The 17,204-nt window shown below is 31.0% G+C and carries 19 protein-coding genes; 17 read left to right on the forward strand and 2 right to left on the reverse strand.

Annotated features, from left to right (window positions below):
- Positions 1-483, reverse strand: a complete 483-nt coding sequence (locus SYO3AOP1_RS03335) for a phosphatidylglycerophosphatase A (RefSeq protein ID WP_007545895.1) — start codon at positions 481-483, stop codon at positions 1-3.
- Positions 484-754: 271 nt separating this feature from the next.
- Between SYO3AOP1_RS03335 and hemJ the strand changes: the two genes are divergently transcribed.
- From hemJ to SYO3AOP1_RS03360, 6 genes are all read left to right on the forward strand, one after another.
- On the forward strand, positions 755-1,183 hold the full coding sequence (gene hemJ / locus SYO3AOP1_RS03340) for a protoporphyrinogen oxidase HemJ (protein WP_012459359.1): 429 nt from the start codon (positions 755-757) through the stop codon (positions 1,181-1,183).
- Between the two features lies 1 nt (position 1,184).
- Positions 1,185-2,012, forward strand: a complete 828-nt coding sequence (nadC, locus tag SYO3AOP1_RS03345) for a carboxylating nicotinate-nucleotide diphosphorylase (RefSeq protein WP_012459360.1) — start codon at positions 1,185-1,187, stop codon at positions 2,010-2,012.
- Positions 2,013-2,027: 15 nt separating this feature from the next.
- Complete coding sequence (gene leuB, locus SYO3AOP1_RS03350) at positions 2,028-3,104, forward strand: 3-isopropylmalate dehydrogenase (protein WP_012459361.1); 1,077 nt, start codon at positions 2,028-2,030, stop codon at positions 3,102-3,104.
- Positions 3,105-3,300: 196 nt separating this feature from the next.
- Positions 3,301-3,456, forward strand: a complete 156-nt coding sequence (locus tag SYO3AOP1_RS09325; protein ID WP_156769242.1) for a hypothetical protein — start codon at positions 3,301-3,303, stop codon at positions 3,454-3,456.
- A 3-nt stretch (positions 3,457-3,459) separates the two neighbouring features.
- Positions 3,460-4,236 (forward strand): energy transducer TonB, encoded by a 777-nt coding sequence (locus SYO3AOP1_RS03355; RefSeq protein ID WP_012459363.1) that lies wholly within the window; start codon positions 3,460-3,462, stop codon positions 4,234-4,236.
- Between the two features lies 1 nt (position 4,237).
- Positions 4,238-4,489: a hypothetical protein gene (locus SYO3AOP1_RS03360; RefSeq protein WP_012459364.1), complete on the forward strand. Its 252-nt coding sequence runs from the start codon at positions 4,238-4,240 to the stop codon at positions 4,487-4,489.
- 201 nt (positions 4,490-4,690) lie between these two features.
- Here the strand turns inward: SYO3AOP1_RS03360 and dxs are convergent, their stop codons facing one another.
- Positions 4,691-6,586 (reverse strand): 1-deoxy-D-xylulose-5-phosphate synthase, encoded by a 1,896-nt coding sequence (gene dxs, locus SYO3AOP1_RS03365; RefSeq protein WP_012459365.1) that lies wholly within the window; start codon positions 6,584-6,586, stop codon positions 4,691-4,693.
- Between the two features lie 375 nt (positions 6,587-6,961).
- On the opposite strand from dxs, the gene SYO3AOP1_RS03370 reads away from it, so the two are divergent.
- From SYO3AOP1_RS03370 to SYO3AOP1_RS03420, 11 genes are read left to right on the forward strand one after another with little or no spacing between them, the layout of a single operon-like run.
- A complete protein-coding gene (locus tag SYO3AOP1_RS03370; RefSeq protein WP_012459366.1) occupies positions 6,962-7,507 on the forward strand; it encodes a hypothetical protein in 546 nt (181 codons plus the stop codon).
- Entirely contained in the window at positions 7,507-8,181 is a 675-nt protein-coding gene (locus SYO3AOP1_RS03375; RefSeq protein WP_012459367.1) for a hypothetical protein, read from the forward strand. The genes SYO3AOP1_RS03370 and SYO3AOP1_RS03375 overlap by 1 nt, the downstream gene beginning before the upstream one ends.
- On the forward strand, positions 8,174-8,989 hold the full coding sequence (locus SYO3AOP1_RS03380) for a hypothetical protein (protein ID WP_012459368.1): 816 nt from the start codon (positions 8,174-8,176) through the stop codon (positions 8,987-8,989). The genes SYO3AOP1_RS03375 and SYO3AOP1_RS03380 overlap by 8 nt, the downstream gene beginning before the upstream one ends.
- 3 nt (positions 8,990-8,992) lie before the next feature.
- Entirely contained in the window at positions 8,993-10,483 is a 1,491-nt protein-coding gene (locus tag SYO3AOP1_RS03385) for an SAVED domain-containing protein (protein ID WP_012459369.1), read from the forward strand.
- Positions 10,484-10,508: 25 nt separating this feature from the next.
- The gene (gene cmr1, locus SYO3AOP1_RS03390; RefSeq protein ID WP_012459370.1) at positions 10,509-11,405 is read left to right on the forward strand and encodes a type III-B CRISPR module RAMP protein Cmr1; all 897 of its coding nucleotides are present in this window, start codon (positions 10,509-10,511) and stop codon (positions 11,403-11,405) included.
- Positions 11,406-11,419: 14 nt separating this feature from the next.
- Entirely contained in the window at positions 11,420-13,129 is a 1,710-nt protein-coding gene (gene cas10, locus SYO3AOP1_RS03395; RefSeq protein WP_012459371.1) for a type III-B CRISPR-associated protein Cas10/Cmr2, read from the forward strand.
- A 1-nt stretch (position 13,130) separates the two neighbouring features.
- A complete protein-coding gene (locus SYO3AOP1_RS03400; protein ID WP_012459372.1) occupies positions 13,131-14,141 on the forward strand; it encodes a type III-B CRISPR module-associated Cmr3 family protein in 1,011 nt (336 codons plus the stop codon).
- Positions 14,141-14,917, forward strand: coding sequence for a type III-B CRISPR module RAMP protein Cmr4 (gene cmr4 / locus SYO3AOP1_RS03405; protein WP_012459373.1), 777 nt, complete (start codon positions 14,141-14,143; stop codon positions 14,915-14,917). Before SYO3AOP1_RS03400 ends, cmr4 begins: the two co-directional genes overlap by 1 nt.
- A 3-nt stretch (positions 14,918-14,920) precedes the next feature.
- Positions 14,921-15,334, forward strand: a complete 414-nt coding sequence (gene cmr5, locus SYO3AOP1_RS03410) for a type III-B CRISPR module-associated protein Cmr5 (RefSeq protein ID WP_012459374.1) — start codon at positions 14,921-14,923, stop codon at positions 15,332-15,334.
- Complete coding sequence (gene cmr6, locus SYO3AOP1_RS03415) at positions 15,321-16,154, forward strand: type III-B CRISPR module RAMP protein Cmr6 (RefSeq protein WP_012459375.1); 834 nt, start codon at positions 15,321-15,323, stop codon at positions 16,152-16,154. Before cmr5 ends, cmr6 begins: the two co-directional genes overlap by 14 nt.
- Positions 16,147-17,151: a hypothetical protein gene (locus SYO3AOP1_RS03420; RefSeq protein WP_012459376.1), complete on the forward strand. Its 1,005-nt coding sequence runs from the start codon at positions 16,147-16,149 to the stop codon at positions 17,149-17,151. Before cmr6 ends, SYO3AOP1_RS03420 begins: the two co-directional genes overlap by 8 nt.
- Positions 17,152-17,204: the final 53 nt, after the last annotated feature.

Raw genomic sequence — 17,204 nt, forward strand, 5'->3', positions numbered from 1 at the left:
TTAAAATTTAAAGAAGTATATTAATGCATGTAAGATTATCCAGCTGTAAACACCGGCTAAAATATCATCAGCCATAATGCCAATTCCCATTGGGTATTTTTCTAAGGTTTTAATTGGTGGTGGCTTAAGAATATCTACTATTCTAAAAATAACAAAGCCAAGTAAGAAATACATCAGAGCTTGATTTAAAGGTATGTTTGCTGTATTGATTCCAAGCATAGTTACCATATAGCCGGCTATCTCATCAATGCTTACAAAAGATGGGTCTTTATCATTATACTTTTGACTTACTTCATAAGATGCCCAGATGCCAATAAAAAACACAGATAAAGTAATAGAAATTTGAGCTAAAAGTCCTTTATCCCAGTATAAATAAAAAAACGGTATCGCTCCCAGTGTTCCAACCGTTCCAGGTGCGATGGGAAATTTACCTAAGTAAAATGAAGTGGCTAAAAATAGTGCAATATGGTCTTTTAAACTCATTAAAACTCCGATAAATATTTTAATTTCATTATAACATATGAAGCCTTCGGCTTGAATAATATTATATAATAGATAAACAAATGCTTTGGGTGAGATATTAGTGATTTTTATAAAATTTAGATAAGGAGATCCTTCGGACTAAAGTCCTCAGGATGACAATAAAGGTTGAATGATAAGCATCAGAGGAAGGACGACCTTGTTTGTCATTCTGCAGCCGGCGAAGAATCTCATTACTTTTTAATTAGAAAACTAAACGTTTAGGAGTTTAAGAATGTATCTATGGATAAAAGCTATGCACATAATCTTTATGGTTTCTTGGATGGCAGTTTTGTTTTACCTGCCAAGGCTTTTTGTCTATCATGCAGAGAATAAAGACAATAAAGAGTTTGTAAAGATTGTTAAGATAATGGAAAAAAGACTTTTTTATGTAATCGGAATTCCGGCGTTTGTTATTACTCTCATCACAGGTTTAAGCATGATATTTATGAACCCTGAACTTTTTAAATCCGGCGGATGGCTTCATGCCAAGCTAACATTAGTGGCGGTTTTGATAGCTTATTTCTTCCATAATGAGCATGTTAGAAGAAAATTTGAAAGAGATGCATGTGATAAATCTGGCAAATTTTTCAGAATATACAACGAAATACCAACAGTATTGTTAATTTTAATAGTGATTTTAGTAATTGTGAGACCGTTTTAACATGCTGGACAAAAATTTTGTAAGAAAAAAGCTTTTAGAGTTTTTAGAAGAAGATGTTGGACACCAGGATATAACAACAGACAATTTAGATACGGATAAATCCATAGAAGCTTACATGATAGCAAAAGAAGATGGGATATTAGCCGGAATTGAGTTTGCCAAGGAAGTTTATAATTTGGTAGGTGGTTGTAAGCTTGAAAATTTTGTAAAAGATGGAGCGTCCATAAAAAAAGGAGACATTATAGCTATAGTCTATGGCAATGGTAAAAGCATTTTAAAAGCTGAAAGACTAAGCTTAAATATCATTCAAAGACTTTCCGGAATAGCAACCTTAACAAACAAATACGTAGAAAAAATAAAAGATACAGGTGTTAAACTACTGGACACAAGAAAAACAACTCCAGGATTCAGAGCTTTTGAAAAGTATGCTGTAAAAGTTGGTGGTGGAGATAATCACAGATTTGCACTTTATGACATGGTAATGATAAAAGATAATCATATAGCTTTAGCCGGTTCAATAACAGAAGCAGTAAATCAAATTAAAAAGAAAGTCTCTCCAATGGTTAAGATAGAAGTTGAAGTTTCAAGCTTTGAGCAACTTGAAGAAGCATTAAAAAATCCTGTTGATGTTATCATGCTTGATAACATGTCTGCCACAGATGTAAAAAAAGCAGTAAAACTTATTAATAAGTCAAAGCTTGTTGAAGTATCCGGAAATATAACAATAGAAAATATAAGAGATTATGCATTAGCAGGACCGGATTTTATATCAACCGGAGCGGTAAGTCATTCTGCCAAATGGCTTGATATTAGTTTAAAATTTAAATAAAGTAGGAGGATGTAAATGAAAAAACATTTTAAAATTGCAGTTTTACCCGGTGATGGAATTGGACCAGAGATTATTGACTCAGCATTAAAAGTTCTCGACGTGGTAGCTAAAAAATATGGATTAACTTTTGAGTACAAATTTGGGCTTGTTGGTGGTGCTGCTATTGATGAGACAGGAGACCCGCTACCACCGGAAACATTAAAGATATGTAAAGAAAGCGATGCAATTTTATTTGGTGCTGTAGGTGGAGAAAAATGGGACAACTTACCAACAGACAAAAGACCGGAGAAAGGATTGCTAAGAATCAGAAAAGAGCTTGAACTTTTTGCAAACATAAGGCCGGCAAAAGCATACGAACCTTTATTAGATGCTTCACCGCTCAAGCCAGAAATTATTAAAGGGGTTGATTTAGTAGTTTTAAGAGAATTAACAGGGGATGTTTACTTTGGAGAGCCAAGAGGAAGAGAAGTTAGAAATGGTGAAAGAGTTGGCTATAATACAATGATTTATTATGAACACGAAGTTAAAAGAATTGCTAAGCTTGCTTTTGATCTTGCAAGAAATAGAAGAAAGAAAGTTACAAGCGTAGATAAAGCAAACGTTTTAGAAGTTAGCGGATTATGGAGAGAAGTGGTAAACGAAGTTCATGCTGACTATGCAGATGTAGAACTTGAGCATATGTATGTAGATAATTGTGCTATGCAGCTTATCAGAAGGCCAAAAGATTTTGACGTGATAGTAACCGGAAACATTTTTGGAGATATTATTTCTGATGAAGCTGGAGCTTTAACCGGTAGTCTTGGAATGCTTCCATCTGCAAGCATTGGAGAAAGATATGCATTTTATGAGCCAATCCACGGTTCAGCACCGGATATAGCAGGAAAAGGAATTGCAAATCCAATAGCAACAATCTTATCTGCAGCAATGATGCTTGAAATAACATGTAAAGTTCCAGAAGCTGCAAGAGACATAGAAAGGGCAATAGAAAAAGTTCTTGAAGATGGATACAGAACAGGCGATATCTGGTCTCCTGGTACTAAAAGAGTAAACACTGCAGAAATGACAGAAGAAATAATTAAGAGAATAGGATAAAGTTTACACTTTTTTAGAATTTAAAAAGGAGATTCTTCGGCTTATAGCCTTAGGATGGTAAAGAAAGTGGAAAACTGGAAGAAAATAAAGTTGTCGTTTCTATAAAGCCGTATGAAGAATCTCCTCCTTTGTTGAATTTTTCGCCAGACGTACAGCCTGATTTTATAAATTATTTATTGTTAAAGAGAGTCAGATGATGAACGACGTAGAATTTATTAAACTTATAATAATCCTTATCATAGCATATTTAGTAATGAAATTAGTTGGTCTTGCTTTTAGAATCATAATAAAAGTATTGATATTTATCGGAGTTTTGTATTTAATATTTCATTATCTAACCACACATGGCTAAAATATGCAAAACTCATTATATGAAGACAGGAAAATTTTAATAGTTGGAATTCAGATATCGTTAATAATTCACATTATCTTATACATTTTTCTAAAAATCGTTCCATTTCCGACTTTAAGTATAGATACTCAAAAACCCATTGAGATTAAAATTGAGGAAATAAGAAAAGAAATAGAAAAAGTAGAAGTCAAAAAAATACCGGTTCAGACAAAAAAAGAAGAAGTAAAAGTTAAAAATCCTATTGTAAATGAAGAGAAAAAAGATCTTCCGGTTAACAAGCCTCAAGTAAATCAAATAGAGAAGAAAGAGACTACATCAAAAACAACGCCGGCAGAAAAAATTCAAGATAAACCTCAAGAATCTCCTATAAAAAAAGAAACATTAAAGATTGAAGATGAAAACCTAAAACTTTTAAGCCAGATTGGTAAAAATCCGGAAGGGTCTGGGGTACAAAAATCAAATCAAGAAGAAAGCCTATCTTTTGGGCAAAAATTATCAGATATAGACAAATCAGCAGAAGGAACGGCATTAAGCAGAAGTTTATTATACAAGCCACCCCCACCAAAGCTTACATCATCCATATCACAGCCGTCTGTAAAAGCCAAAATATGGATTAGTCCATCCGGAAACGTTGAAAAAGTGGAATTAATTAATATTACAGGAGATACAGAGATAGATACAGCTGTTATAAAATATTTAAAAAAATGGAAATTTAACCAGATAAACACAAATCAAACACAATGGGCTGTTGTGACGGTAAGATTTGGAAAAGGAGAGTAAGATGATAGTAGAAGTTTTTTCTTCAAATAAAAAATCTTTTTTCTTTGCTCTTAAAGAATTAAAAGATAAGATAGATAAAAGATTTGATAGCTATGATTTTCTGATTTTTTCCATTCATCCAAAATATGGCTATCAAGATTTGCCTTACTTAATAGAAAAGATATTTCAAACAAATAATTATGCCGGCTTTCATGCCGTTAATGCCTTTGAAAATGAAAATAATAAAAATATAGTTGAAAGGGATTGTTTTTAGCTGTATTAAAGTTTGCAAGGAAGAAAAATAAATCTTAAAACTATCTAAATGCTTTTAAAGAGAATCCGCATGTGACAAAATGATAATCATCAAAGGACAACCTTATTTGTCGCTCTGAAGTCAGTAGAATCTAATACTTTTATTAAATTTACCACCCAAAATATTGACATAACGTCCAACTTTTCACTTCCTTGCCTAAAATCAAGCAGTATTTAAAACTGCTTTTTTAACTTTTAAAAATTCTTCTATCTTGTTTACCATGCTGTTTACATCTAAACCTAAATCTCTTTCTAATAGCTCTACCTTTCCATGCTCAATAAATTTATCCGGAATGCCAAATCTTAAAACTTTGTTAGAATAACCATTATCAATTACAAACTCAGCAACGGCTGAACCAAAGCCACCGTTTAACACTCCATCTTCAGCGGTTATCACAAATTCATGAGTTTTTAAAAGTTTATTTAATAAATTTTCATCCATTGGTTTAATGAATCTTGCATTAACTACTGTTGGATTAAACCCTTTAAGTCTTAATTGTTTTTTAACTTCCAATGCTCTGTAAACATACTTTCCAACTGCAAGAATTGCTATATCTCTTCCTTCGTCTAAGATTTCCCAGCTTCCTATTTCAATTGTATTAAAACCTTCAATTTTTACACCGTATCCCGTACCTCTTGGGTATCTTAGGGCAAATGGTCTTTTGCTGTTTAATCCTATATAAAGTAAATCTCTAAGTTCTTGCTCATCTTTTGGAGAAGCTATAATCATGTTTGGAATTGGTCTTAAAAAAGCAATGTCAAAAACGCCGTGATGGGTTGGACCGTCATCACCAACTAAACCGCCTCTGTCAATCGCAAAAAATACAGGTAGTTCTTGAAGTGCTATATCGTGTATTACTTGGTCGTAAGCCCTTTGTAAAAAGGTTGAGTAGTAAGCTGCAACAGGTTTAAAGCCTTCAAGTGCAAGTGCTCCTGCAAATGTTGCTGCATGCTGTTCTGCTATTCCTACATCAAAAAATCTATCCGGAAACTTTTCTGCAAACTTTACAAGTCCAGAACCTTCCTTCATTGCAGGTGTAATGGCAACGATCTTATCATCTTTTTCTGCAAGCTCTACTAACGCATCACCAAAAACCTTGCTGTAAGTTGGCAAGTTTGATGATTTATTAAATACGCCAGAGATTTTGTCAAAAGGAGATACTCCGTGGAATGTGGTTGGATTTTCTTCTGCATATTTATAGCCTTTTCCTTTTTGAGTAATCACATGAAGTAAAATCGGACCTCTCATCTGTTTTATATTTTCCAAGGTTTGCTCCAAATCAAACAGACTGTGTCCATCTATTGGACCAACGTATGTAAACCCAAGCTCTTCAAATATAAGTCCCGGAGCAAAAAGCCCTTTTGTATATTCTTCTATCTTTCTAAATATTTTTACACCTTGCTCTCCAAAGATTTTATTGATAGCTTCTTTTAATTTTTGTCTTGGTTTTTGGAAAACCTGCTTTGTAATTATCTTATTAAAGTAAGTATATATAGCACCAACGTTTGGAGATATAGACATTTGATTGTCGTTTAAAATTACTATAAACCTTGATGGGTCAAGCCAGCCAGCATTGTTTAATCCTTCGAAAGCCTGACCAGCAGTCATAGCCCCATCGCCAATAACAGCAATGGTATAAACATCATCTTTTTTTAAATCTTTTCCAACTCTAAAACCAAGTGCTGCTGAAATAGATGTACTGCTATGTCCAGTGCCAAAATGGTCATACTTACTTTCTTTTATCTTAGAAAATCCAGAAATTCCTTTATACTGTCTTAAAGTTCTAAACTGCTCTTTTCTATCTGTAAGAATTTTATAAGCATATGTTTGATGTCCTACATCCCATACAATTTTGTCTTTTTCAGGGTCAAAAGCCATAAGTAGAGCAACAGTCAATTCAACAGTTCCAAGGGATGGTCCAATATGCCCGCCATTTAAAGATGTAACATCAATAATATAGCTTCTTATATCCTCACAGAGTTTTTCGATCTCTTCTTTATTTAAATTTTTCAAATCTTTATAGTTATTTATTTTTTCTAACATAGGATAATCTTTCATATTAAAGCACCTCATGTAGGTAGTGAAGTATATATTATACATATTTATATAGTTTTCAAATATGCTTAACGTGATGTGTGATAAATGATAGATGATTTGAGTAATTAACTTTTTAATTTTATTATTAATTTTAATGACGCATTCCAAAATTAATGTATGGGTAAAATGAGTTTGTTTTAATCGTCATCCCGAGGGCTTTAGTCAGAAGGATCTCCTTTAAAAAAGGTAAGAAAATGAGTAGAGGCAATTCATGAATTACCATTACAGAAGAGGGGGCGAGAACTTGAAAGTAAAGTATTATTATTCTGCAGTCGGTGAAAAATTTCGTACTTTTACCCAATTTCTCATCCAACGTGTTATTATCTTTATTTAACTTTGATTGACAAATCTACATCTAATAATCTAAAATTTTCTTATCAAATAAAGGGATGGGGAATAGTTGTGTTTAGATTTTTTGATCTTTTTAACGAAGACCAAAAAGAAAAGCTTGTTCAGTATAAATCATTTCATTCAGGTGATTTCCTAATTGTCAGAGTAAAAGAATTCTACCAAAAAAGCAATATTCCCTTAACTACAGACATTGATAATGTATGCCCTTTAAAACAAAGACCAATTATAATCATAAGAGACAACAACGGAACTATTTCTTTTGTTGCTACATCTACTAATATATTGTTTAAGCATAAACGACCAAAGATAAATCTATCAAAATGCTTCTTCCAAAAAAGAACAAAAGAAGAATGTTTAGACCTAGACATAAAAGATGAAGTATTTTTATTCACAAAAGATGGCATTTCTTTTGATTTCTATGTAGATAGGCAAGTGTTAATAGACTTTTACAAAGAAGGCAAACTTAGAAAGTGCGGAAACTGTTCAATGATATTGCCGCTAATAGAAAAATACATAGATGGAGCAGGATAATGTCAGGAAATGATTTAATCTTTAATTTTTTTTCAGAAAACGACCCAAAAGGCTTAGAAGTTATAAAAAATATTTTTTTCAAAATCATCAGCAGTCCTACCTATCAACTCATACTTAATTACTACGATAAAGAAGATGTATTTCAAGAATTCTTAGCGACCAAAATCTTGCCACATAGAAATCACATAGTAGATAAGTTTTTTGAGCAACAAAGCGGATTGGTTAGCTACATTCAAAGAATGACAAAAAACTTTTTAGCCGATGTTTACGCATCGGTCAAATTGATGTCAGAAAACGAAATATCTGAAGTTATTATTAGTAAAGAGGAAGATGATGAAGATGAAGTTAAAAGTTATTTTGACCTAATTGGAAAGAGAGAAAATTATACTCTAAGCATAGAAGTTGAAGAGCTAAAAATAGCTTTTACAAAGCGTCTGTCAGACAACGAGATGTTAATGTTTTGCTATCAAATATCTGATAGTAAAGAACTTTATAAAAGTAAGTATTTTAATGACCTATCCGACGATGCATTGTATAAAAGAGTAGAAAGAATGAAAACAAAAATAAAAGAAATTTTAAAAGAATATTCATTTTCAGCAGAAGCTTTTGAAAAGTTTTTAAAAGAACAATCTTATGAAATTTGTAAAAAATTTGAGGTAAATAGCAATGGCTAAGTGGTTAAAAGATCTTTATAATGAATATATAGAAGAAGAGTTGGAAGAAGACTTAACCTCTCACATCTCACGTTCAACGTTTCCAGTAATAGGTGGAGTATACTTTGGAAGCTTAAAATCTTTAAATAAAGAAAAACCAAACAAACCTTTATATTTCTTAGTATTAAGGAAAATAGATAATAATTTGTACGAAATTATGAAGGTTTCAGATTGGCATCATTTTGCATCTAATACAGAAATATTTATAGAATTGCCAACAATGACTTTAATAATAGAAACTACAAATAATTTTTATTTAACTTCAGAAGAAATATCTAAATTCATATTAATAGACATATTAAGCAAAGAAGATTTAACAAACATACTAAAATTCCGTCGTGGTCATGAAATACCAGGACTAAAAAAAGGCTTTACTCCAATATTTGAAGATGATATCAGAAACAAATTTAAAAAAGAAGAGTTTAATCAAATAAAAGAATTCCACACAAGAATTTTTGAGATTTTGGCAGAGCCTGAAGAGCAAGTGATAGAAATAGCGCCCGAGAGAATTAGCGAATTTGTATTAAGACATGTTGCATCTACTTCACAAAAAGCTACATATACAGATGATTTTGTTTTATATCGTGGGGATGATTTTATAGAGATAATTATAGACGAGAAATATTTAAATAAAAAAGTAAAAATACTTTTAGACAACGATACTATTTTCAACGGCATCTTAAAAGATACAAGCATATTTATTCCTGTGAAAGAACAGATAGACCTAGAAGAACTTGCAAAACACATTAGTATTTTACCTGAGGGGTGATTTATGCATATAAAACAGTTATTAAAAAACAAAAGGTTTGAAGTAATCAAAGCATTAGTAGAATCAAAGAAAATAAAACAAGAATGGTTAGAAGATTTATACTCTATACTTCTTAAGCAAGATACAGATGTTGAAATCACGCAAGCAAAATATGAGATAATAAAATTACTGCTAACAGAAAAGAAATATTTAAATTTTGAACTGCTTACCAAAACCCTAAACCTTGACCAGCAAACAGCCATAGAGATAATGAGAAATCCATTTAAAGAAGTATATTTCCCTACCTACAATATAGAAAACCCTGAAGAATCAAGATTAAATAAAGCATTAATAATACCTTTATCAAACCAAACTTTCACACTAAACACATTTGTTAATAGTCAAGATTTAGAAACTATAAAAGAAGCCACAAATAAAAACTTTTTTGTGATTTTTGACAACATTTTTAGCGGAAAATCTTACCAATTAGCCGTTGCAGCAGGTTTGATAGCAAAAGAAAAAGAAATTTTAGATAATGTTGCTTTTACAGGAGAAGTTTCATCAAATGGGTTTATAATACCGGTTAATCATTTAGAAGAAAAGAAGGAAATAACTGAAAAAGCTAAAAAAGTTTTAATAACTCCGGAAGACATAGAGAACTTAGAAGAGCTTAGCTTTTGGCTCAATCCAGAGCATTTGCCTGTAATATTTATACATATAAATAAACCAGAGTTAGCTTTACAATCTCTAAAACAAATGGAAGATGCAATCAAGAAAGATGAAAGATTTAAGTATTTCAAATTAGAAAATCTAAAGAAATTCTACAGGTTGGAAGACCAAGATATGTATCTAATAACACCAAGTGTAGATTTTTCAAACAGAGAAGAGCTTATAAAAATTTTAAACGAGTTTAGAGAAAAAGTTAGTAAACTTTTGACATTAGAAGGGGTAATAAAAGATCACAATAAAGTAGTTCTAAATATCTCAGCGGGAATATCTACATTGGCTTTGTATTTTGGCGTTATTCTTGGAAACAGACAGGCAAGCATAATTTATCATTATCAAAAAGAATATCACAAAGTTATAGACTTAACAGATAATCCAAGAAAGATAAAAGAGAAAAAGTCAGAATTTGAAAAAATTTCTGTTAATAAAAATATACAAGATCCGTTGATGATAATTATTTATCTTGCAAGCCATAATCCGATAGAAAAAGGATTAGAGCTTAAAGAAAAGTTAAGAGCTAAAGGGGAGTTGATAATACAAAGTAAAGAGCATCAGGGCAATTTAGAGATTGGGGATTGGAGCGATATTGTTTCTGAGATTTACACAGCAATAGATGATAATAAGCAAAAAGAAAACTATATGGTATTTTCAGCGCCTGTTGCAATAATGCTTGCTCTTGGTATGGCTCTTGGCTACTTTTTACCGATAAAAGTCTTTCACTATAACAGAGATGAATATATTGAAGTTCCTATAAAGTTAAATGAAGAGATTTTAAGAAGTCCATTTTAAAAAAATCAAAAGAGAGAGGTTAAAGATGGAGGAAGCTATTTTTAAAGTAGAAATCATAACTCCAACCATCATGGGCGGAGCAAATAGTGGAAAATTAGACTCTATTTTTATAAGACCAACAGAAATAAAATCTACAATGAGACAGGCTTTTAGATTAGTTGCCGGCAAGTATGTAAGGCACGATAATGAAAGAGTTGAAGATTTATACAAATTAGAAAGCGAAGTTTTTGGTAATACAGAAGGAAAAGGAAAGTTTAGATTGATTGTTGATATTCCAAACAATCTAAAAACTGAAAAAATCAAATTACTTCCACATAAAAATGATTTTTCTAAACTTGCCATATTGCCAAACCAAACTTTTGATTTAAAAATCATTTCTTACAAATATCCGGTAGAATTCTATAAAGCACTGATAAACATTGCTTTTCTGCTTGGAGTAGGACATAGAAGAAACAGACTATTTGGAAATATGCAGATAGAACAATTTAAATTACCGGATGAAGTAGGAAAAATTGATAAATTCTTTTTAGATGAAGGATATAAAGAAATAAAAACAGACAACCCTTTATTTGCTTGTTTTTCTAAAAGAGAAGATGGCGATAATAGAAATTTTTCAGTTTTTGGTATGCCTCTAAAAGATGAATATATACCAATAAATAAACAAAATTTTGAAAAAGCTTTAGAAAATCTCTACGAAAAAGTAATCCATGGAATAAAAGGAGAAAAGTTAGACTTTATTCTTGGGGGAGTAAATCCAAGAAGACAAGCATCTTTCGTAAACTTTTCTATTTTAAAAGTTGGTCAATCTTACAGATTGTTTGTTATTGGCTTTTATTACAAGAATGAAAAATTTAAATATAATGATTGGAAAAATGCAATAGAAAAAGCTAAAGAACTAACAGAAAAACTTTTAAAAAAATAAGAGAGGGCTAAAAGATGGCTAAGTATTTAGTAAAAATAACCATTCCATCTATACAAGATACAATTGTAAGGTCAAGAAAACTTAAAGATTTGACAGGTGGTAGTGAGCTTATTCCAAGGATTATGCAATCAGGATTAAAGTCTCTTGAAAATGATGACAAAGTAGAGTTTATAATTCCAACAGCTGATGTTGTAAAAGAAGATAGCCTAAACATAACAAACGTAGCATATCTTACAATAGAAGGAGAGAAAGAGCAGGTAATCGAAAAAGTTAAACGCATAAAAGAAGAAATGTTAAAAGAATTAAACACTCTTGAAGAAGCGGTTAGACGTAAAATTTCAGATAATGAAGAATTTAATAAGTATAAAGATTTAATTGCCTATCAAATCAGAAATGCTATCAATATAGTTTGGGCTATTAGTGAGATTAAAGATAACGATATTGTAAAAGCAAAAAATGATGTAGATATTGCAGTAGCTAATGCAAAATCATCAATAGAACCTGATGATAAATTTATTGAAGGATTTAATCTTTTTCAAAAGCAAAAGAATCAGTATTCAGCTTTTGAAAATTATCAAGATTTTATGGAAAAAGCATATCAAATCAATCCAGAGCTTATAAGAGGAGCTTATCTTTGTGATGTATGTGGAAAAAGAGTAATACTTGGAGCAACAAAAAATAACTTTAAAAGCTCAATCACAGAAAAAGATGAAGATGACAGACTCTGCGCATTTTGTTATGCAAAGAGACATTATCATGGAGAACATAAAAAATCCGTTGTTGATGTAGCTTTAAAAAAATATCTTGCAGAACATGAAAGTAGAATACAAGAAATCTTTAAAAATCATGGAAAAGCAGACTTATTTGAAAAAGACAAACAAAACATATACATAGAGGTATTGGAAAATAACAAAGAAGACCAAGCTTTGATTGAATCTTTAAAAAAATTATACAAAGAAATTGGCAAAAAACCACCTGTTTATTATGCCATCGTTGTAATGGATGGGGACTCAATGGGAGAAAAAATATCAAAAGCATTTGAAGAGAATAAGATTATAGATATAACTGAAAAGTTATCAGAATTTAGTAAAGAGGTTAAAGGTATAGTAGAAAAATACTCCGGAATGGCTGTATACTCGGGTGGTGATGATGTTTTAGCATTGTTCCCGTTAGAAACGGCTCTAAAAGGATATATGGAAATAATAAGTCAATTTAAAGATAAATTTAAAGATATGAAAGATACAGAATATAACTTTACAGCAAGCGCAGGTTTGGTAATATCCCATTACAAAATACCTCTTAGCTATGTATTACAAGAAGCAAGGTCTGCAGAAAGCAAAGCTAAAAAAGTTGATGGAAAGGATGCAGTATGCATAAAATACATAAAACACTCGTTCTCATCAGCAGAAGCACCGATAAAAAACGATCATTTACAATTATTTAAAGAGCTAATAAGCTTTCTATCCGATGAAGATTTTCCGTTTGGTTTTATCTATCAACTGCAAGAGCTTTTACTTCCATACCTACCAAAAACAGAAGATGAAGAACCTGTTAAAGAGCTAACAAAATATCTAATTGATAAGAAGCCTTACAAGAGAAAAAAAGAGTTTATTGATTTTATGTTAAACGCCCACATTAATGATAAGAAGTTTTTTGACTTCAAAGAACCGGAAAAAATAATCAACACTTTAAAAGTAGCTAAATTTATAGCAAGTGGGGTGTAATATGATAGGAATTAAACCGTTTGATGTATTAACCTTTGGAGATGGAAAGCCGTTTAATGCAACAGAAAGAGTTTTTAGAGAATCAGATTTCTTTATAAATCCAATCCCGGTTGTCAGCGGACTAAACAAAGCCACGGGTAAAAAACTAAACTTAGAGTTTATATCCCTTGCAAAAGGAGAAAATCTATACTTTAAAGCACCAATAGATATAAAAGTCGCAAATAGCAGAGTAATCAAACCGGTTGTCAGAAAACTTGACAATGTAATTACAGAAGAAAATTTAGAATATTTTTTAGATTATCAAACCAGCGAGAAGATGGAGGATTTAAACGGCTATTTAAAAGATGAGGAGTATATAAAATACTTAAAAGACGAAGAAATGTCGGTTAATACAGAGCTTTTAAGACCACATAAAGAATTAAGAACAGGTATAGCAATAGATAGAAGCACGAGAACCACAAAGGAAGGGTACTTATTTACTCAAACATTTAACAGATTTGAAGAAGATGTTTATTTTTATGTAAAACCATCTAAAGATTTAAATATCGATACTGTAATCATTGGCGGAGAAAGTAGGCTATCGGTCGTAATTAAAAAAGACAGGGATTTAACAGAAAGACTTTTAAAAGAAAAGGAAAATATAAAGAACATTGTCAGAAAGACAGGATTTTTCAAGTTAATATTACTATCACCTACAAACAAGGTATTAGAAATAGAAGGAGCAAAAATCATAGCTAAGGTTTTAGGAAAACCATTTATTTACAGCAGTTGGATAAAATTGCCAAATGACAAAACAGGATTTCCAAGCAGAATATTTAGACTAATTCCTGAAGGTTCGGTTGTTTACTACAAAGTAGAAGACCAAAGCAAAATTGATGAAATATTTGATAAATACTATCTAAAGCCGGCTTATTATGAGCTTGAATATCCATACTTTGATACTAAAAATCCAACAGGATTTGGATTAAGCATAATAGGAGCTTTAAATTTAAATAAAGGAGGTCAAGGATAATGAAAAAAGTTTTCTATCATGTTTTAACACCAATGCACATAGGCAGTGGAACAACGTTAAGTTTAATAGACTTACCAATACAAAGAGAAGCACATACAGATTTTCCGGTGATGCCATCATCAGCAATCAAAGGTGTTATAAGAGCTTCATTTAACGAGCAAGAACAAGAAGATATCTTTGGAAAAGGAGATGAAGAAGGAAAAGTCATATTTACAGATGGAAAGATTCTTTTGTTTCCGGTAAAATCTCTAAAAGGCGTTTTTGTATGGATAACTTCTCCTTACGTTCTCGAAAGGTTCAAAAGAGATACAGAAATAAACGTCGAAATTCCAAAAGTAGAAAAAGACAATGCGGTAGTATCTTCAAATAAAGTCCTGATGAATAATAACAAGCTTGTTTTAGAGGAATTTACATTTAATGCCACAATAAACGAAAATCTAAAAAAACTCAAAGAAATCACAAAATGCGAAATAGATGAAGACAAAATAGCAGTAGTAAGCGATGATGTATTTAAATTTTTTGTTAAAAACTATACAGAAGTAAACGCAAGAATTAAAATCGACCAAACGAAAGGAACAGTTGATAAAGGTGGACTATGGTACGAGGAGTTATTACCTGCAGAAACAGTGTTCTACGGGTGTATAGATGCAAGAAAAAAATCTGAACATGAAGAACAGCTAAATAAAGTAATAGAAAAAATAAACAATCAAATCCTTCAATTTGGAGGAGATGAGACCTTAGGAAGAGGATTTACAAAAATAGTAATGGAGGCGTAAGAGATGAAAACATTAGAACAAGAGAGAAGTAATTATGCTTTTGAATGTGTTTCTAAGATAAAAGGTAAACCTTTTGAAAAAGATGCAAGCTCGTTAATATCTAAGCTTGGCACACTTATTTTAACAAACGGACTTGGAAATACTTTAGCTTTTTTATTTGCAAAAGGAAAAGACCATCATCTTGAAGTTATAGCGATTATTTCAAATTGGTTGTTTAGACAAGAAGGTCAAAAAGAACCCGGTTTTAAGAGAGATAATGTAAAAGTTAAAATTGAAGAAATAATGAAAAAACTCGTTCTTGATGCAAGCGTTGAGCAGTATATGTACTATACAGAGGAAACTTTAAGACTTGTAAATTGGTTAAGAAGATTTTCTGATGCGATTTTAGAGTCCGGAGGCGAAAATGAACAAGGATAAACATAATCCAGGACAAGATGCAATATTAGTTATTCCAAAAGGAAATGATATAAAACTTTCATTAAAAAGTGCATCAAATTTAAAGTTGATTTTAGAAAAGTATATCCCATTTTATAATATGCAAAACAAAAGGATGCTTGATATATCTAAAGCTAAAGAAAAGGTTTACGAATTAAAGCCAAAAAATTTCCAAGAAGCTGACAATTATATAAAAAAACTAAATGAAAGGCAAAGACAGATAGCAGATAAAAGCTTTACGCTTACTACAAAATCAAGATTGATAGTTGGACTTGGCGGTGGTTCTGCTTTGGAAGTTTCTATTAAATTACATTTTATTTACGGTTTTCCTTACATTCCATCAAGCGCAATTAAAGGCGTTTTAAGGGCTTATAAGATTTTAAAAAAGGTAAATTTTGATTTTGAAAAGTATTCAGATCTTGAAAAAAGGATTGAAAGCGGAGATGGAGAAGACAAAGAGATAGGAGCGTTTGTAAGGGTTTTTGGAAATCAGCAATACAAAGGAGATTTAATCATTCTTGATGCTATTCCAGAAAACTTTCCAAGATTAGATGAAGATATCATGAATCCACATTATCCAAAATATTACAATGATAAAGAGCCACCAACTGATGACCAAAATCCAAATCCTATAAAATTCTTAACAGTAGCAAAGGGAGAAAAATTTAACTTCTATTTTAAAAACAGTGAGGTTTATAAAGAAGCTTTTAAAACAGATTTAAAAGAAGATTTAATACAAGCGTTTAACTATCTTGGCATTGGAGCAAAAACCGGCATAGGTTATGGAGTGTTAGATGGGTAAGTGGTTTAAAAAGTACAAATATTCTGCAAGTCTAATAGAATTTATAATAATCGTATTTTTAAGTTATGTTCCGTTTATTATTGCCGAAAGTTTAAAGGATAATCCATTAATTCCTTTCAGTCTTTTGGCAATTTCATCCTTAGTGTTTTCTTCTATTTCACTTTTATTGTACCATCAATGCTTTTATAAAAGAACAGCTAAAGAATTTTCCGGCGTTTTAAGATATTTGCTAATTGGAGAAGTTGGTGGATTGATTGGTCTTATAGGCTTTTTGTCTGAGTTTGTTTTATCAAGCTTATTGGCAGAATATATAAAGAATATGATAGCTAATGAAGATTTAATGAAGAATGCAGGATTGGCAATTACTACATTTTTTAACATGTTTTCTGTTGGCTTTGTTTTTGTCTATTTCTTTGACAAACAATTACAAACTAAACCATCTAAAGGCAGAGAACCAAAACCTGTATTGATTTTTGGTTTATCAATACCTAATAAACCAACAGAAAGAGATAAATATAAGAACATCATCAGTGATTTGCCTCAGAACTACGAACCCATATATGAACTTTTAGAATTTCATAAGGATGTTTTAAAAGAGATACACGTTCTGTATACTCATGAAACTATAGAAAACGATATGAAAAAAAATGGATTAGAGTACTTAGATAAAATTTTAATCAGTCTTGGAATATATCATAAAATTAAAATTTACAAATATGAATGTGATTTTGATAATGAAAATAGTATGAAAGAAAAGATAGCAGAAATAAACACCAAAATAAAAAAATATGAAGACAAAGATATTTCAATTTATATTTCTAGTGGAACAAGCTTAGTATCACCATTATTAACGCTTTTAGGTTTGGAAAAAGATAGGCAAATAGAATATGTAAATCAGAAAGAACTTAAAGACCTTACTAAATTACCAGAAATAAAAGCAATAGAAATATCAAAAGATGATGCTTTACTATTTCTTAAGACTTTGGCTTTAAAATGAAGTAAATTAAAAAAAGAGGAGGTTAGGATGAATTCACAGAAATTAAACTTAAG

This window comes from Sulfurihydrogenibium sp. YO3AOP1, assembly GCF_000020325.1.
Classification (GTDB): domain Bacteria; phylum Aquificota; class Aquificia; order Aquificales; family Hydrogenothermaceae; genus Sulfurihydrogenibium.

Bases quoted from the DNA above. Each gene is read 5' to 3' on its own strand.
- SYO3AOP1_RS03360 (WP_012459364.1), top strand. From the start codon at position 4,238: ATGATAGTAGAAGTTTTTTCTTCAAATAAAAAATCTTTTTTCTTTGCT.
- SYO3AOP1_RS03420 (WP_012459376.1), top strand. From the start codon at position 16,147: ATGGGTAAGTGGTTTAAAAAGTACAAATATTCTGCAAGTCTAATAGAA.
- hemJ (WP_012459359.1), top strand. From the start codon at position 755: ATGTATCTATGGATAAAAGCTATGCACATAATCTTTATGGTTTCTTGG.
- cmr6 (WP_012459375.1), top strand. From the start codon at position 15,321: ATGAACAAGGATAAACATAATCCAGGACAAGATGCAATATTAGTTATT.
- cmr4 (WP_012459373.1), top strand. From the start codon at position 14,141: ATGAAAAAAGTTTTCTATCATGTTTTAACACCAATGCACATAGGCAGT.
- cmr1 (WP_012459370.1), top strand. From the start codon at position 10,509: ATGGAGGAAGCTATTTTTAAAGTAGAAATCATAACTCCAACCATCATG.
- leuB (WP_012459361.1), top strand. From the start codon at position 2,028: ATGAAAAAACATTTTAAAATTGCAGTTTTACCCGGTGATGGAATTGGA.
- dxs (WP_012459365.1), bottom strand. From the start codon at position 6,586: ATGAAAGATTATCCTATGTTAGAAAAAATAAATAACTATAAAGATTTG.
- SYO3AOP1_RS03400 (WP_012459372.1), top strand. From the start codon at position 13,131: ATGATAGGAATTAAACCGTTTGATGTATTAACCTTTGGAGATGGAAAG.
- cas10 (WP_012459371.1), top strand. From the start codon at position 11,420: ATGGCTAAGTATTTAGTAAAAATAACCATTCCATCTATACAAGATACA.
- SYO3AOP1_RS03380 (WP_012459368.1), top strand. From the start codon at position 8,174: ATGGCTAAGTGGTTAAAAGATCTTTATAATGAATATATAGAAGAAGAG.
- cmr5 (WP_012459374.1), top strand. From the start codon at position 14,921: ATGAAAACATTAGAACAAGAGAGAAGTAATTATGCTTTTGAATGTGTT.
- SYO3AOP1_RS03335 (WP_007545895.1), bottom strand. From the start codon at position 483: ATGAGTTTAAAAGACCATATTGCACTATTTTTAGCCACTTCATTTTAC.
- SYO3AOP1_RS03355 (WP_012459363.1), top strand. From the start codon at position 3,460: ATGCAAAACTCATTATATGAAGACAGGAAAATTTTAATAGTTGGAATT.
- SYO3AOP1_RS03385 (WP_012459369.1), top strand. From the start codon at position 8,993: ATGCATATAAAACAGTTATTAAAAAACAAAAGGTTTGAAGTAATCAAA.
- SYO3AOP1_RS03375 (WP_012459367.1), top strand. From the start codon at position 7,507: ATGTCAGGAAATGATTTAATCTTTAATTTTTTTTCAGAAAACGACCCA.
- SYO3AOP1_RS09325 (WP_156769242.1), top strand. From the start codon at position 3,301: ATGAACGACGTAGAATTTATTAAACTTATAATAATCCTTATCATAGCA.
- nadC (WP_012459360.1), top strand. From the start codon at position 1,185: ATGCTGGACAAAAATTTTGTAAGAAAAAAGCTTTTAGAGTTTTTAGAA.